The sequence below is a fragment of the Mesorhizobium sp. M2A.F.Ca.ET.043.02.1.1 genome, assembly GCF_003952405.1.
GTDB lineage: Bacteria > Pseudomonadota > Alphaproteobacteria > Rhizobiales > Rhizobiaceae > Mesorhizobium.
Map to the genome: position 1 here is coordinate 1464516 of NZ_CP034445.1, position 15041 is coordinate 1479556.

At 65.1% G+C, this 15041-nt stretch carries 15 protein-coding genes; all 15 read left to right on the forward strand.

Annotated elements, in window-relative coordinates:
• Positions 1 to 10: 10 nt before the first annotated feature.
• The 15 genes from flgG (at position 11) to EJ068_RS07005 (ending at position 14861) form a co-directional block, all read left to right on the forward strand.
• Positions 11 to 799, forward strand: a complete 789-nt coding sequence (gene flgG / locus EJ068_RS06935; RefSeq protein WP_126081526.1) for a flagellar basal-body rod protein FlgG — start codon at positions 11 to 13, stop codon at positions 797 to 799.
• 3 nt (positions 800 to 802) lie between these two features.
• The gene (gene flgA / locus EJ068_RS06940) at positions 803 to 1327 is read left to right on the forward strand and encodes a flagellar basal body P-ring formation chaperone FlgA (RefSeq protein ID WP_127253672.1); all 525 of its coding nucleotides are present in this window, start codon (positions 803 to 805) and stop codon (positions 1325 to 1327) included.
• A 149-nt stretch (positions 1328 to 1476) separates the two neighbouring features.
• Entirely contained in the window at positions 1477 to 2565 is a 1089-nt protein-coding gene (locus EJ068_RS06945) for a flagellar basal body P-ring protein FlgI (protein WP_245463441.1), read from the forward strand.
• A gap of 59 nt (positions 2566 to 2624) precedes the next feature.
• Complete coding sequence (locus tag EJ068_RS06950) at positions 2625 to 3194, forward strand: MotE family protein (protein WP_245463360.1); 570 nt, start codon at positions 2625 to 2627, stop codon at positions 3192 to 3194.
• Positions 3191 to 3889, forward strand: a complete 699-nt coding sequence (gene flgH, locus EJ068_RS06955; protein WP_126059621.1) for a flagellar basal body L-ring protein FlgH — start codon at positions 3191 to 3193, stop codon at positions 3887 to 3889. Before EJ068_RS06950 ends, flgH begins: the two co-directional genes overlap by 4 nt.
• Before the next feature lie 18 nt (positions 3890 to 3907).
• Positions 3908 to 4402 (forward strand): flagellar basal body-associated FliL family protein, encoded by a 495-nt coding sequence (locus EJ068_RS06960; protein ID WP_126081521.1) that lies wholly within the window; start codon positions 3908 to 3910, stop codon positions 4400 to 4402.
• Positions 4399 to 5130, forward strand: a complete 732-nt coding sequence (gene fliP / locus EJ068_RS06965; RefSeq protein WP_095766375.1) for a flagellar type III secretion system pore protein FliP — start codon at positions 4399 to 4401, stop codon at positions 5128 to 5130. Before EJ068_RS06960 ends, fliP begins: the two co-directional genes overlap by 4 nt.
• Before the next feature lie 212 nt (positions 5131 to 5342).
• Entirely contained in the window at positions 5343 to 6338 is a 996-nt protein-coding gene (locus EJ068_RS06970) for a flagellin (RefSeq protein ID WP_127250713.1), read from the forward strand.
• 254 nt (positions 6339 to 6592) lie between these two features.
• Positions 6593 to 7663: a flagellin gene (locus EJ068_RS06975; RefSeq protein ID WP_127250714.1), complete on the forward strand. Its 1071-nt coding sequence runs from the start codon at positions 6593 to 6595 to the stop codon at positions 7661 to 7663.
• 180 nt (positions 7664 to 7843) lie between these two features.
• Positions 7844 to 9496, forward strand: a complete 1653-nt coding sequence (fliF, locus tag EJ068_RS06980; protein WP_127250715.1) for a flagellar basal-body MS-ring/collar protein FliF — start codon at positions 7844 to 7846, stop codon at positions 9494 to 9496.
• Positions 9497 to 9499: 3 nt separating this feature from the next.
• On the forward strand, positions 9500 to 10135 hold the full coding sequence (locus EJ068_RS06985; protein WP_127250716.1) for a hypothetical protein: 636 nt from the start codon (positions 9500 to 9502) through the stop codon (positions 10133 to 10135).
• Positions 10132 to 11550, forward strand: coding sequence for a MotB family protein (locus EJ068_RS06990; RefSeq protein WP_127250717.1), 1419 nt, complete (start codon positions 10132 to 10134; stop codon positions 11548 to 11550). The genes EJ068_RS06985 and EJ068_RS06990 overlap by 4 nt, the downstream gene beginning before the upstream one ends.
• Positions 11547 to 12986, forward strand: a complete 1440-nt coding sequence (locus tag EJ068_RS06995; RefSeq protein WP_127250718.1) for a chemotaxis protein MotC — start codon at positions 11547 to 11549, stop codon at positions 12984 to 12986. The genes EJ068_RS06990 and EJ068_RS06995 overlap by 4 nt, the downstream gene beginning before the upstream one ends.
• On the forward strand, positions 12983 to 14341 hold the full coding sequence (locus tag EJ068_RS07000) for a flagellar hook-length control protein FliK (RefSeq protein ID WP_129554500.1): 1359 nt from the start codon (positions 12983 to 12985) through the stop codon (positions 14339 to 14341). The genes EJ068_RS06995 and EJ068_RS07000 overlap by 4 nt, the downstream gene beginning before the upstream one ends.
• Positions 14271 to 14861, forward strand: coding sequence for a transglycosylase SLT domain-containing protein (locus EJ068_RS07005; protein WP_127250734.1), 591 nt, complete (start codon positions 14271 to 14273; stop codon positions 14859 to 14861). The genes EJ068_RS07000 and EJ068_RS07005 overlap by 71 nt, the downstream gene beginning before the upstream one ends.
• The last annotated feature ends 180 nt before the right edge of the window (positions 14862 to 15041 follow it).

The following is a 15041-nucleotide window of genomic DNA, read 5'->3' on the forward strand; positions in this document are numbered from 1 at the left end:
GAACCGCGTCATGAAAGCACTCGCCATCGCCGCCACCGGCATGAACGCCCAGCAGACCAACCTGGAAGTCATCGCCAACAACATCGCCAACATCAACACCACCGGCTACAAGCGGGCGCGGGCCGAATTCTCCGACCTGCTCTACCAGGTCGACCGCACGCAAGGCGTGCCCAACCGTTCCAACACCTCGCTGGTGCCGGAAGGCGTTTCGATCGGTCTTGGCGTCAAGACGACCGCCGTGCGCAACGTCCACACGCAGGGCGAACTGGCCAGCACCGGCAACAGCTTCGACCTGGCGTTGACCGGCAGGGGCTGGTTCCAGATCGAGGGCGCCGACGGCGGCACGCTCTACAGCCGCGCCGGCGCCTTCAACACCAACGCCACCGGCCAGCTCGTGACGGTGGACGGCGCCAACGTCATCCCGGCCATCACCGTGCCGACCGACGCCATCGAGGTTATCGTCAACAAGACCGGCCAGGTCTTTGCCCGCCTGGACGGTCAGACCGACCTCCAGCTTCTCGGACAGCTCCAGATCGCCAATTTCGCCAACGAGGCGGGCCTGGCCCCGCTCGGCGACAACCTCTTCCAGGAAACGGCTGCCTCGGGCCCGGCCAATGTCGGCGTCCCTGGAGACCCCGGCTTCGCCACGATCCAGCAGGGTTATCTGGAATCATCCAACGTCGACCCGGTCAAGGAAATCACCGAGCTGATCTCGGCGCAGCGCGCCTATGAAATGAACTCCAAGGTCATCCAGGCCGCCGACGACATGGCCTCGGTTGTCTCCAAGAACATCAGGTAACGGATGATGGCCGGGCCGATCTCCTCCGCACTCCGCCGCGCCATGCTGGCCATCGTCCTGGTGGCCGCCGGCATGCCGGCTATCGCGCAGGACACCACCGGCCAGTCGGCGAACCAGATCGTCGCCGGCCAGGCGGTCGGCGAGGCCGTGCTGATCCCCAACCGGGTCATCTATCCCGGTGAGACAATCGAATCGGCCTCGCTCAAGCAGGTGACGCTCATACCCGGCAAGCATAAGCCGGACGGCATGGCGACGCGTTCCGAGGAGCTTCAGGGCAAGGTCGCCAAGCGCACGCTACTGCCCGGCCGCTACATCCCGGTCACCGCTATCCGCGACGCCTGGCTGGTCGAACAGGGCGCTTCCGTGCAGGTCTATTTCACCGCCGGCGCGCTGACCATTTCGGCCGCCTGCGTCACGCTGCAGCCAGGCGCTGCCGGCGACCAGATCAAGATCCGCAACATCGACAGCGGCAAGATCATCTCCGGCACGGTGATGGCCGACGGCACCATCAAGGTCGGCGCTTCGTGATGCGCGCCTTTGTCCTTCTGCTCGCGGCGGCCATCGGCATTCAGCCGGCTTTGGCGGATGGGCTGACGCCCAAGGCCAAACGCGAGCTCGCGCAGAAGAACGGCGGCGTCTACGACGATCCCGAATATGATCCGGCGACGACCCAGCGCATGTTCCGCGTTTCCACCGGACCAAGCACGCTGCCGCCCGGCCAGGTGGCCGCGCGCATCAAGGACATTGCTCAGTTGCAGAGCGCGCGCGACAACCAGCTCGTCGGCTACGGCCTGGTCATCGGCCTTGCCGGCACCGGGGACAGCCTGCGCAACTCGCCCTTCACCGAGCAGTCGATCCGCGCCATGCTGGAGAATCTCGGCATCGCCACTGAAGGCGGCAGCGCGCGCGCCAAGAACGTGGCCGCCGTCATCGTCACCGCCAACATGCCGCCCTTCGTCCAGTCGGGCGCCCGCATCGACATCGACGTCTCCTCGATGGGCGACGCCTCCTCGCTCGCCGGCGGCACGCTGGTGATGACGCCGCTGAAGGCGGCCGATGGCGAGATCTATGCCGTCGGGCAAGGCTCGGTGATTGTCGGCGGCTTCACCGCCAAGGGTCAGGCCGAGGAACTCACGCAAGGCGTGCCGACCGCCGGCCGCGTGCCCAACGGCGCGATCGTCGAGCGCGCCGTTCCGGCCGAGTTCGATGACCAGGGCGTGTTGACACTGCAATTGCGCAATCCCGATTTCTCGACCGCCATCCGCATCGCCGATGCCGTCAACGACTACACCTCGCAGCGCTTCGGCATGCGGGTCGCCGCCGAGCGCGACGCCCGAACCGTGCAGATCAGGCGGCCGAAGAATGTCTCCGCCGCGCGCTTCTATGCCGAGATCGAAAACCTCGTCGTCGAGTCGGATTCCCCTGCCCGCGTCGTCATCGACGAGCGCACCGGAACCGTCGTCATCGGCAACAATGTCAGGATCTCGCGCGTGGCGATCAGCCACGGCACGCTTACCGTACGCATCACCGAAGCGCCTCGGATCGTTCAGCCTGAACCCTTCTCCAGAGGTGAGACCGCGGTGGAACCGTCCACGGCCATCGATGCGAGCCGGCCCAACGCCCGCGTCGCCGTGCTCGATGGCCCCGATCTCGAAACGCTTGTCTCCGGCCTCAATCGCCTCGGCGTGAAGCCGGACGGCATCATCGCCATCCTGCAAGGCATCAAATCTGCCGGCGCCCTGCAGGCCGACCTGGTCCTCCAATAGGCACGCCGATGATCGCGCTCCTCTCCTCGACACTGCATCGCCGCCCAAGACTTCACCCCGTGACCGGACTCCTCGCCATTAGCGCGATCGTCGCGTTGGCGGGCGGCGCGGTCCGTGCGGATGAAGTGCGCCAGGTATTGCTCGGCGGTCAGGCGCCGGCTCAGCCGGCCCAACTCACGCGCGAGACGGCATCGGCCCAGCCGGTTGGACTTGCGGTCGGGAAAGCGCCTGACGAAAGCGAGGTCCAGCGCTTCTGCTCAAACATCGCGGATGCCGCGCGCGACCGCCGCTACGCCCTGCAGGCGGAAGAGCTGAAGCAGCTGCAGGCCGGCATCGACGAGCGCATGAAAGCGCTGGAGGCGAAGAAAGCCGAATATGAAGAGTGGCTGAAGCGCCGCGAAGTGTTCCTGGCGCGCGCCGAGGACGGCGTCGTCAAGATCTATGCCGGCATGAAGCCGGACGCCGCCGCCGAGCGGCTGGCGATGGTCAATGCCGAGCTCGCGGCGGCCATCCTGATGAAGCTCGATTCGCGCAAGGCCGGCGTCATCCTGAATGAAATGGACCAGAAGGCGGCGGCGACGCTCACCGGCATCATGGCCAGCGCGGCGCGAAGGGTTGATCCGTCATGAAGTTGAAGTTCTTTGTCCTCGTCGCGGTTGCGGGGTTGTCCGGCTGCGGCACCAATTTCAAGGAGATCGGCCGGGAGCCTGCTATGTCACCCGTCGGTTCCGGCATCGGTGCCTCCGGCCCTTACACCTATCCCGAGCCGCCTGCCTCGCGGCCGAAGAAATTTTCACTGTGGGACGACCGCCAGAGCCGGCTCTTCACCGATCCGCGCGCCTTGCGCGCCGGCGACATCCTGACCGTCAACATCAAGCTCAACGACAGGGCTAATTTCAAGAACCAGAACGATCGCAGCCGCACCGCCGCGCGCAAGCTCGGCTATGACGTCACGCTCGGATGGGACGGCAAGAGCACCAGCGGCAAGGGCGACGCTGGCTTGAGCTCCAGCACGGAGACCAATGCCGACGGCGAGATCAAGCGCTCGGAAGACATCGAGCTCAACGTCGCCGCCGTCGTGACGGAGGTGCTGCCCAACGGCAATCTGATGATCAGGGGCTCACAGGAGGTCCGCGTCAACTACGAACTGCGGGTCCTCACCATCGCCGGCATGGTTCGTCCATCCGACATCGGCGCGGAGAACACCATCCCCTACGAGCGCATCGCGGAAGCGCGCATCTCCTATGGCGGCCGCGGCCGTGTAAGCGAGGTCCAGCAGCCGGCCTATGGCCAGCAGGTCCTCGACCAGGTTCTTCCTTTCTAGGGCCGGGAGAACGCTGCGATGGCCAATGTTGAGCAGGTCCAGCCCAAGAAGGGACCTTCCCTGGTGATCCAGCTCGCCATCCTGCTGGTCATGACGGGCGCGGCCATCGGCATGGGCTGGGTTTCCGGCGGCTATCTCAAGCAGGGCGAGACGCCGGCGCCAGTGCCCGCGGCGCCGGAGAATACCGGCAAGGCGGAGAAGACCGGCGAAGCCGGCAAGGCCGCTGCCGGGCCGACGCTGGCTCAGTTGGCGCCGATCACCACCAATCTCGCCTCGCCGTCGGACGTCTGGATCCGGCTGGAGGCATCGGTTCTCTATGACGCACCGCAGCCGCCGGAAGTGACCGAGCAGATCCACCAGGATCTGCTCGCCTTCGTGCGCACTATCAAGCTGCATCAGATCGAAGGCGCCAGCGGCTACCAGCATCTCAAGGCCGATCTCGATGAGCGCGCGGCGCTGCGCAGCGGCGGCCACGTCAAACAGGTTCTCGTCAGGACGATGCTGCTCGAATGAGAAAGTTCCTCATAGCCACGGCGCTCATCGTCGTCACCACCTCCGTCGCCGCGGCCCAGCAGCTCGATCTCGGCGGCATCGGCAAGGCCGACGGCACGACCGTCGGCTACCTGATCCAGATGTTCGGCCTGCTGACCGTGCTTTCGGTGGCGCCGGGCCTGCTCATCATGGTGACGAGCTTCACCCGCTTCGTCATCGCCTTCTCGATCCTGCGCGCCGGCATCGGCCTACAGTCGACGCCGGCAAACCTGATTCTGATCTCGCTGTCGCTGTTTATGACCTTCTATGTCATGGCGCCGACCTTCGACCAGGCCTGGAACACCGGCGTGAAGCCGCTGATGGACAACCAGATCACGCAAGGCGAGGCGTTCGAGAAGATTTCCGGTCCGTTCCGCGACTTCATGCTGCACAATGTGCGCGACAAGGACTTCGACCTTTTCGCCGACCTCGCCCGCGAGCGTGGCCAGACTGTCTCGCGCGAGACCGTCGATCTGCGCATCCTGGTGCCGGCCTTCATGATCTCGGAAATCCGCCGCGGCTTCGAGATCGGCTTTCTCATTGTTCTGCCCTTCCTCGTCATCGACCTCATCGTCGCCACCGTGACCATGGCAATGGGCATGATGATGCTGCCGCCGACGGTGGTGTCGCTGCCGTTCAAGATCCTGTTCTTTGTGCTGATCGACGGCTGGAACCTTCTCGTCGGCAGCCTGGTGCGATCCTTCACTTGAAGCCGCAGAGGCCGGCGCCGGATCCGCGCTCGATTTTTGCGCAATATATTTTCGATTAACCCTGCGATTTAGCGCTTTGGTAGGGACTGGCCCGCATATTGCTCGCAGATGGCGGGTGATCGGGTTTCACAGATCATTGGCATGATGCCGCACCGTCATACCGGACACGCCGGTATGTCAAAAAATCAGTGTAAAAATAGGGTACGAGTACCATGGCCAGTATCATGACCAACGCCTCGGCGTTGACCGCTCTGCAGAGCTTGAACGCCACCCAGAAGAACCTCGACACCACCCAGGCCCGCATCTCGACGGGCTATCGCGTTTCTCAGGCTTCCGACAACGCCGCCTACTGGTCGATCGCAACCACGATGCGCTCCGACAACCAGGCCATGTCCACCGTTTCGGACGCTCTCGGCCTCGGCGCCTCGAAGGTCGACACGGCCTACACCGGCATGGACAGCGCGATCAGCACCATCAACCAGATCCAGCAGAAGCTGACCGCATCCTACGGCCAGACCGACGCGTCCAAGGAAAAGACCCAGGTTGAAATCAAGGCTCTTCAGGACCAGCTGAAGGCCTACGCAGACGGCGCCACCTTCTCCGGCACCAACATGCTGTCGGTCAACAGCGGCGCCACCGCCACGAGCGCGGCCGACGTCAAGATCGTTTCGGCTTTCAACCGCAGCTCCACCGGCGCGGTTTCGATCTCCACGATCGACGTCAACGTGGAAAGCATCAAGCTGTATGAGGCTGGCACCGCGGCAGGTGTGTCGAAGGGCATCCTCGACGCCAACCGCCTCGGCACCGACGGCAGCGTTGTGGCCACGGCCTCGGCCCCGACCCTCGGCGCGGCTGCGGTGGCCACCGACACTTACACTGTCGCCAGCCTGAAGATCTTCTCCGGCACCACCGCTGCCAGCGACACCCAGATCCAGGCGATGATGAACGTCGTCGATGCCGCGCTCAAGTCCATGACGAACGCTGCGACCAAGCTCGGCGCCGCCAAGAGCTCGATCGACCTGCAGAAGACCTTCACCTCGAGCCTGATGGACTCCATCGATCGCGGCGTCGGCCAGCTCGTCGATGCCGACATGAACAAGGAATCGACCCGCCTCCAGGCTCTGCAGGTTCAGCAGCAGCTCGGCGTCCAGGCGCTGTCGATCGCCAACGGCTCGTCGCAGTCGATCCTGTCGCTCTTCCGCGGCTGATCGCTCTATACTGACCACGCCAAAGCACCGGGCCGCGCCAAAAGCGCGGCCCGATTTGCGTTTGCTCAAGGCTCGCGCAACCCTCGTTTCTTAACTTCTCCGAAGCCGACTTTTAACAGGCCATTAACCATATCGCGCTAGGTATGGTTAACCAATTGATACAGGTTGTCGAATCGGCCCGCCCGGCACGATCGCAACCGATGGGCAGGTCGAGGCCTGCGTGGCATGCCGGCTTTTGAGAAGGAGCGAGTTTCTTGGCGAGCATCATGACGAACGCTGCGGCATTGACCGCACTTCAAAGCCTCAACGCCACCAACAAATCGCTCGAGCAGACGCAGGCGCGGATCTCGACCGGCTACAGGGTCTCCGAGGCCTCCGACAACGCCGCCTACTGGTCGATCGCTACCACCATGCGCTCCGACAACTCGGCGCTGTCGACCGTACAGGACGCGCTCGGCCTTGGCGCCTCGAAGGTCGACACCGCCTATACCGGCATGAATAACGTCCTTTCGACGATCGGCCAGATCAAGACCAAGCTTTTGTCGGCCGTCGGCCAGTCGGATGCCAACAAGGCCAAGACGCAGACCGAAATCACCGCGCTCCAGGCGCAGATGAAATCCTTCGCCGACGCCGCCACCTTCTCCGGCTCGAACTACCTTTCGGTGACGTCCACGCAGGTGGCAGCCGCCAATGACGGCGTCCAGCCGGACGCCAAGATCGTCTCTTCGTTCAATCGCTCTTCGTCAGGCGCCATCTCGCTTGGAACGATCGACGTTAATGTCGAGAGCACCAAGCTGTTCGATTCCGGCCTCGCCACGGCCGTCAAGAACCAGGGCATCCTCGATCGCAAGACCTCGATCTATTCCACGGCCGCGGACCAGTCGGCGTATGACGCCGCCTATGCCACCGCGATCGCCGGCGGCGCTACCGACATCGCCGCCAACACCACCGCCCAAGCCGCGGTGACGGGCACGCCCGTCAAGATCGACAACGTCTCCGCCTTCAATCTCGACATCACGGCAACGGGCGTGACCGACGATATCATCACGCAGATGGTCACCAAGATCGACAACGTCATGAGTCAGCTTACTGACGCCGCCACCGTGCTCGGCGCCGCCAAGAGCTCGATCGACCTGCAGAAAACCTTCACCCAGAGCCTGATGGACTCCATCGATCGCGGCGTCGGCCAGCTCGTCGATGCCGACATGAACAAGGAATCGACGCGCCTCCAGGCGCTCCAGGTCCAGCAGCAGCTCGGCATCCAGTCGCTGTCGATCGCCAACAGCTCCTCGCAGTCGATCCTGCAGCTGTTCAAGAACGGCTAAGTCGCCTGCTCACCTTCGACCGACGAAAAGGCCGTGTCTGAAACGCGGCCTTTTTCGTTTCTCGGAAGGAAGTTGCGCGTTCGGCATCTTGCTGGCTCTTTGCCGGCGCGCCCTATCATCCTCGCACAAGCTTCGCGGTCTAGTCTTCCGGCGGACAGTCGTGCTGGGAGCCGTTGAATCGTGCCGGAACAGATCCAGAGCATCATCGCGAATTTCAAGAGCTTCGGCGTGCGGCGTCTGGCGCTCATGGGCGGCATCGCGGCCCTGGTCATGGCCGTCATCGGCATCGCTTCCGTCTATCTCAATCGCCCGGCCTATGAGACGCTCTATGTCGGCCTCGAGCGTTCCGACGTGAACCAGATCGGCCTTGTGCTGGCCGATGCCGGCATCGGCTTCGATGTCGGCTCCGACGGCACTTCCGTGCTGGTGCCTGCCGGCACCACCGCGCAGGCGCGCATGCTGCTCGCCGAGAAAGGCCTGCCGACCAGCGCCAATGCCGGCTACGAGCTGTTCGACAATGTCGGCTCGCTCGGCCTCACCTCCTTCATGCAGCAGATCACCCGTGTGCGCGCGCTGGAAGGCGAGATCGCGCGCACGATCCAGTCGATCTCCGGCGTCAAGGCGGCGCGCGTCCATATAGTCATGTCCGAGCGCGCCAATTTCCGCCGCGACGAGCAACAGCCCTCCGCCTCGGTGGTCATCCGCTATACCGGCAACGATGCCGAGAAAAGCGCCATGTCGATCCGTCATCTGGTTGCGGCGGCGGTTCCCGGCCTCTCGGCCGACAAGGTCACCGTGCTCGATTCCAACGGCAATCTGCTGGCCGCCGGCGACGATCCTTCCAACACGAGCGCCGCGCGCACGCTGGGGGTCGAGCAGACGGTCGAGGCGCAGATCGGCGACAACATCCGCCGCGCGCTCACCCCCTATCTCGGCCCCGACAATTTCCGCGCCAGCGTCAAGGCTGACGTCAACACCGACAGCCGCCAGACCGAGGAGACGATCTTCGATCCGAACTCGCGCGTCGAACGTTCGGTGCAATCGGTCAAGACCAACGAGGCCAGCAACCAGAAGCAGGCTTCGACCCCGACCAGCGTCGAGCAGAACCTGCCCGAGACGCAAACGACCAGCACCGAGGGGCCGCAGTCCTCCTCGCAGAACGACCGCAAGGAAGAAATCACCAACTACGAGATCAACTCCAAGAAGATCGCGACCGTTTCGAACGGCTACACGGTCAACAAGATGTCGATCGCGGTCGTCGTCAACCAGGATCGGCTGAAGACCATCCTCGGCAAGGACGCCACGCCGGAGCAGATCGCCAAGCGCGTCGCCGATATCCAGAAGATGGTGGCGTCGGCGACCGGCTTCGACGACAAGCGCGGCGACGTCATCGACGTGTCGGCGGTCGAGTTCATCAACGGCCTCGACGGCGAGCCGATCGAACAGCCGGGCATCCTCGCCTCGATCGGCACCCATACCGGCACGCTCATCAATGCAGGCGCCTTTATTGTCGTTGTTTTCCTGGTTGCCTTCTTCGGCCTGAAGCCCATGGCCGCAGCGCTGACGGCATCGGCAAAGCCCGCGGCCATTGCCGGCCCAAGCTTCGATGATGTGCAACGCTCGCTGCCGACGCCCGACGCGCCGGTCGCCGCGATCACCGCCGAGACACCGCCGCTACCCGGCGCGCGCGCCGGCGCAACCCCGCTCGATGATCTGCGCCAGAAGATCCGGCCGGCGCCGCAGGAGCGGCTTGCCCGCATGGTCGATCTCAATGAGGAGCGCACCGCGCAGATTCTGCGCAAATGGGCTGCCGCCCCGGAAGCCGTGGGTTAGGCCATGGTCTCGGCGGCCCTCTTCGACCTCCTGCCCGATTTCGGCTCGCGGACCCCGTACGCCAGCCAGGCGGCGACCCCGCGCGAAGCCGCGCATATGCCGGCCGCGCCGGCACCGCACGCGCCACAGGCCGACATCGGCGCGCTAATCGCCGAGGCGGTGGCCGATGCGGAGGCCACGCTCGAGGCACGGCTTGCGCTCGCCCATCAGGCCGCGCTCGACGCCGAGCGCCAGGCCAGCGACGATGCCGCGAGAGCCTTTCTTGAAAGCTTCGGCGGCGACCTCGGCGCCGCTGTCGCCACGCGCATCGACGCCATGGAGCAGCGCGTTGCCGAGCTTGCCGGCGCGACTGTTGCCCGCATCATCGGCGGCCTTCTCAGCGACGACCTGCAGGAACGTTCGCTGCAGGCCCTTTCACGCGCCATCGCCGCCGCGGTCGCGGACAACGAGGCCGTCCGCATCGGTGTTCGGGGACCGCTCTCGCTGTTCGAGCCGCTGAAGGCGGCGCTTGGATCCCGCGCGGCCAATCTCGACTTCGCCGAGGCGCCGGGCTTCGACCTGACCGTGAGCATCGACGAAATGGTGTTCGAGACGCGTATCGCCGAGTGGTCCGCGTCCTTGTCCGAGGTTCTGTCATGAGCGCCATCGACCATGCCGAGCCCCGGCACGAGATCATCATCGTCAAGCGCAATCACGACGGTCATGACGATGATCACCATGGTGGCGTGTGGAAGATCGCCTTCGCCGATTTCATGACGGCGATGATGTGCTTCTTCCTCGTCATGTGGCTGATCAACGCCGCCAACGAGCAGACCAAGGCAGCCGTCGCCAGCTATTTCAATCCGGTCGAGCTGATCGACCGCAATTCCAGCCGCAAGGGCCTCGAGGATCTCGGCGACGGCCCGAGCAAGGTCGGTTTGACCGCGGACAATCCGCAGCAGGGCGCGACCAAGGCGGGCGAGGACGGCAAGGGCGGCGCCGGCTCGTCCGAACGCCGGCAGACCAAGGACGGTGCGCAGGATGCGCAGCTTTCCGAAGAAAAGCTGTTTGCCGATCCCTATGCGGTGCTGGCGGAGATCGCCGCTGATACGGGGGTGCTGCAGAATGTCAGCGCCAAGGGCGAAGGCGGCGCCCAGACGGCCGGCCCGGCGACCGGCGCTTCCGGCGGCGAATCCTATCGCGACCCCTTCGCGCCTGATTTCTGGTCGCAGCAGGTGGCGGCGCCTGGCGCCGAGGCCACCGCCGAACGCGCCAAGATCGATGGCGATCCCGCCAAGCCTGGCGAGAAGGTCGCAACGGTCGCGGTGCCGAAGGCAAAGGCCGCTCCGGCGGCTCCCCCGATGACGGCCGCGCCGCTGGAGCCGCTGGCAACTTCGGAAAAGACCGAGGCCAAGAGCGGTCAGAAGGCCGCGCAGGGCGAGGTCGAAAAGCCGTCGGGTGAAGGTAACAAGACTGACAAGGCACAGGGCGGGAAAGCCGAAGCCGACAAGCGCGAGGCCGCGGCCGGCGACACCAAAGCCGAAGCGGCGAAGGCGGAAAAGACCGAACAAGAGCAGGCCGCCGACAAGGGCGGCAAGGCGCCGAGCAAAGCCGCCCTCCAGCAGGCCGCGGACATCAAGAAGGAACTCGCCAAGGCATTCCTGCCGGGCGAAAAGCTCGCCGACGGCGTCTCGGTCGAGGCCACCGACAAGGGGGTGGTCATTTCGATCACCGATCAGCTCGATTTCGGCATGTTCGAGATCGGCTCGGCCATGCCGCGCCGCGAGCTGGTGCTGGCGATGGAAAAGATCGGCCACATCATCAACGAGAAGAAGGGCACCATCACCATCAGCGGCCACACGGACGCGCGGCCGTTCCGCAGCGACACCTACGACAACTGGCGGCTGTCCACCGCGCGTGCCCATGCGGCCTACTACATGCTGGTTCGCGGCGGCGTAGACGAAAGCCGCATCACCGAGGTCGCGGGCTTCGCCGACCGGCAGCCCAAGATCGCGTCCGATCCGATGGCGGCCACGAACCGCCGCATCGAAATCCTGATGACGGCCGGCGGATGAAGGCCAGAAGCATCATCGGCGGCGCGATCGCGCTGCTATTGCTTGCGGCGGGGTCGCCCTCGGCGGCCTTCGCGCAGGACGTGCTACAGCCTTATCAGCTGGTGCGTTCGCTGCAGCTGATCCAGGACCGCATTGCCGGCGGTGATCATGCCGCGCTGCCGATGCAGGCGAAGCTCCTCGAAATGATCGACGCCCGGATGCGCGATGCCAATGCCGAGGACTTCAAAGAGCCGAAGAATTTCCGCGCCTTGCTGGTCTACGGCATGAGCGGCGGCAATCCGGTGACGGTCGCGGCGGCGGCTTCGCGCGCGATGACCGACCCGCAAAGCCTCGCCATCGCCAAGGGCGTCGTCGCCTATCTGAACGGCCGGCCGGCCAATGCGATCGAAATGCTGAAGCCGATCGATCCGATGAGCGTGCCTCCGGACATCGGCGCCTTTCTGGCGCTGGTCAAGGGTTCGCTGCTTGCGGCCGATGACCCCGCCCAGGCGCTCGCCCTGCTGGACGAGGCGCGCCTGCTCAGCCCCGGCACGCTGGTCGAGGAAGCGGCGCTTCGCCGCTCCGTGGGCATCGCGGCCGCGCAGGGCGACGCCGCCCGTTTCGCGCTGGCGTCGACCCAATATGTCGCGTCCTATCTCTACTCGCCCTACGCCAGCCAGTTCGCCGATGCCTTCGTTTCCGGCGTCATCACGCTGCATATGGCGATCAGCCAGGACAAGATCGCCGACATCACCTCGATGATGGATCCCGAGCGCGAGAAGGTGATCTATCTGCGCATCGCGCGCCACGCCGCGATCGACGGGATGACGGAGCTCTCGGCCTTTGCCGCGGCCAAGGCGGAACTGGGCCGCAACGGCGGCGGCAGCCAGGACGACCCGCGCAGCCAACTCTATTCGAGCCTTTCCACCATGACATCGGCCAGCGTCGATGAAGTGCGTGCCAAGCTCGGCAAGATCGACCGCGGCAAGCTTTCGCAAAACGACCGGGACCTGCTTGATGCCGCGCAGGCCGTGGCGGGCGAAGTGGTGGCGCCGGTAAAGACCCCCGTCAAGGTGGAAGCCGCGCCGGCCGCAGCAAAGGGAGACGAGGCGAAGGCGGCGGCCGAGGCCTCGACCAATCCGGCCAATGCGGACCTGCCGCCGGTGGAAGGAGCGATGCCCGACCAGCCAGCGGTCGCGTCAAGCGATCCGCCGGTCGCGTCGGGCGATCCGGCGAAGGACACTCGGCCCGCGGCTTCGCCGCCGTCTGCCGAGCCACTGGCGCGAACAGCGGATGAAACGCCGGCCGCCGCTCCCATGCAAGCTGACGCCGCGCCAGTGGTCCAGGCCTCCGCGCCGACGGCCTCGAAGGCGGAAGACCCCATCGACGCCGCGGTGGCCAGCACGCGCCGGCAGCTCGACCAGATCGACCAACTCCTCGGAGCAGCCCCCAAATGACCAGCGTCAACCAGACCTTGCCGGGCTTCGCTTCGACCCAGCCCCGGCAGCACGCCGCCGGCGACAAGGACAAGGATCAGAGTTTCGGCGAGATGGTGCAGGGAACCGAGAGGCCTGATCGGCCGCAGGACAAGCACGCGGCCGTATTGCCGGGCGCTCATCTGGCAAAGCGCTCGGCGGCCGACAACGGCAAGCAGGAGCCTGACCAGGATCCGCAAGGGAAAACCGGCTCGCAGAAAGCGGCGGGAAAGTCCACGAGGACCGCGGCCGCCCGGGCCGACGAGGCGAAGCCGACGACCGACAAGGACGCCACGGCGCAAGCCGGCGATTCCGCACCGCTGCAGGACCGCTTGCCTATGCTGATGGCATTGAGCGACATGAAGCACTTCGCGCAATCGTCGGGCGCGGACGGGAAGGATTCGGCTGCCGATGGAGAAGGCGCCGGCGAGCACGAGGCACTGAAGCTGCAACTGCGCATTGGCAAACGCGCGCCGGTCGGCAGTTCCGCAGAGCCGCAGTCGCGATCCGCCCGTTCGACGGCCGCTGAACCTTCCGGGCCCGACTTCGGGCAGAAGCCGGTGAAGGCGGATATGGCTCTCGACATGCCCGGCCGCGGCGAAACCGGAATCTTGCCGATGCAAGGGAATGAGCCGCAGGCCGACAGCCCTCTGCCGCCGCAGGGCTGGCGACCGGCTTCCGCCTCCAAGGCATCGCAACAATCGCAGCCGGCCGCGCCGCAGACACCGGTCAAGCCGTCTTCATCCGCCACACGCATGGAAGTCGTCAGCCAGCAGAGCTTCCCGGCGCCGGCGCAAAACCCGATCGGCCAGACGGCGTCGGCGCTGGTTGAGGCGCTTGCCTCAGACAACGGCGTTCAGCAGGCTTTCGCAAGCGCCTCGGCAGGCTCCCAGACGACCAATTCTGTTGCCGTTCCGACACACGTGCTCAAGATCGAGCTCCACCCTGCGGAGCTCGGGGCGGTCACCGCCAGCCTGCGGCTATCGGGCGAGCAACTTTCGATTGAGATGAAGCCGGAGACGCACGAGGCATATAGCCGTCTCACCACCGACAGCGATGCAATCGTCAAGTCGATGCGCAGCCTCGGCTTCGCTGTCGACAAGGTCACCATCCTGCAACCTTCGCTAGCAGCGCATGCGGCGAGCCGCACCGACGCCAACAGCGCCATGCCGATGTCGACAGGTCGCGACCAGCCTTCGTTCCAGCCCGGGAACTCGGGTGGCAACGGCGCGGGCGGCGGCCGGCAACCGGGAAGGAACGACAGCAATGGCGCACAGGAATTTGCCCGCCCGGCTTCTCCTCTTCGCGAGGGCGCTGGCGACGATATGTATATCTAGCTTGGCGGCCGGTGGCGCGAGCGCCGCTACAAATCCCTGCGAGCCGGAGATCCTGCGCGCCGCGGATCGCTATGGCGTGCCGGCCGGCATTCTCAATGCGGTCGGCCTGACAGAGACCGGAAAGAAAGGCAGCCTTCAGCCCAATGCTTTGAATATAGAGGGAAAAGCTGTGTTCCCGCGTAGCCTTGATGAAGCTCTCGTCACCTTCGAGAATGCCCGCCGCGAAGGCAAGACATTGATCGACCTCGGCTGCATGCAGATCAACCAGCACTATCACGGCGACCATTTCCGCAGCGTCGTGGACATGCTCGACCCGCATCAGAACGTCGACTATGCCGCACGCTTCCTGGCCGCCCTGCACGCCCGGCAGATGACCTGGTCGCTGGCCGTCGCCCGCTACCATGCCGGTCCCGACAACGACCCGGCTCAGAAGGTCTATGTCTGCCGCGTCATCGCCAACATGGTCGCCACCGGCTTCGGCAAATGGACGCCGAATGCCAGCACATTTTGCAATCAATAGTTGCATGACCCTGAATGCCGGTCGGCCGTCGCCGGCATGTCCGCCAGCGCCAATATTCATCCCGCAACAGCTGGCGCGAATACACTTGCACGATCGCTTTTATTACGGCTCCCAAAAAAACTCCCAAGAAAATAGCTACAAGAAATGATGGTTTTTCAGGATTCGCCGACCCGGCTACCC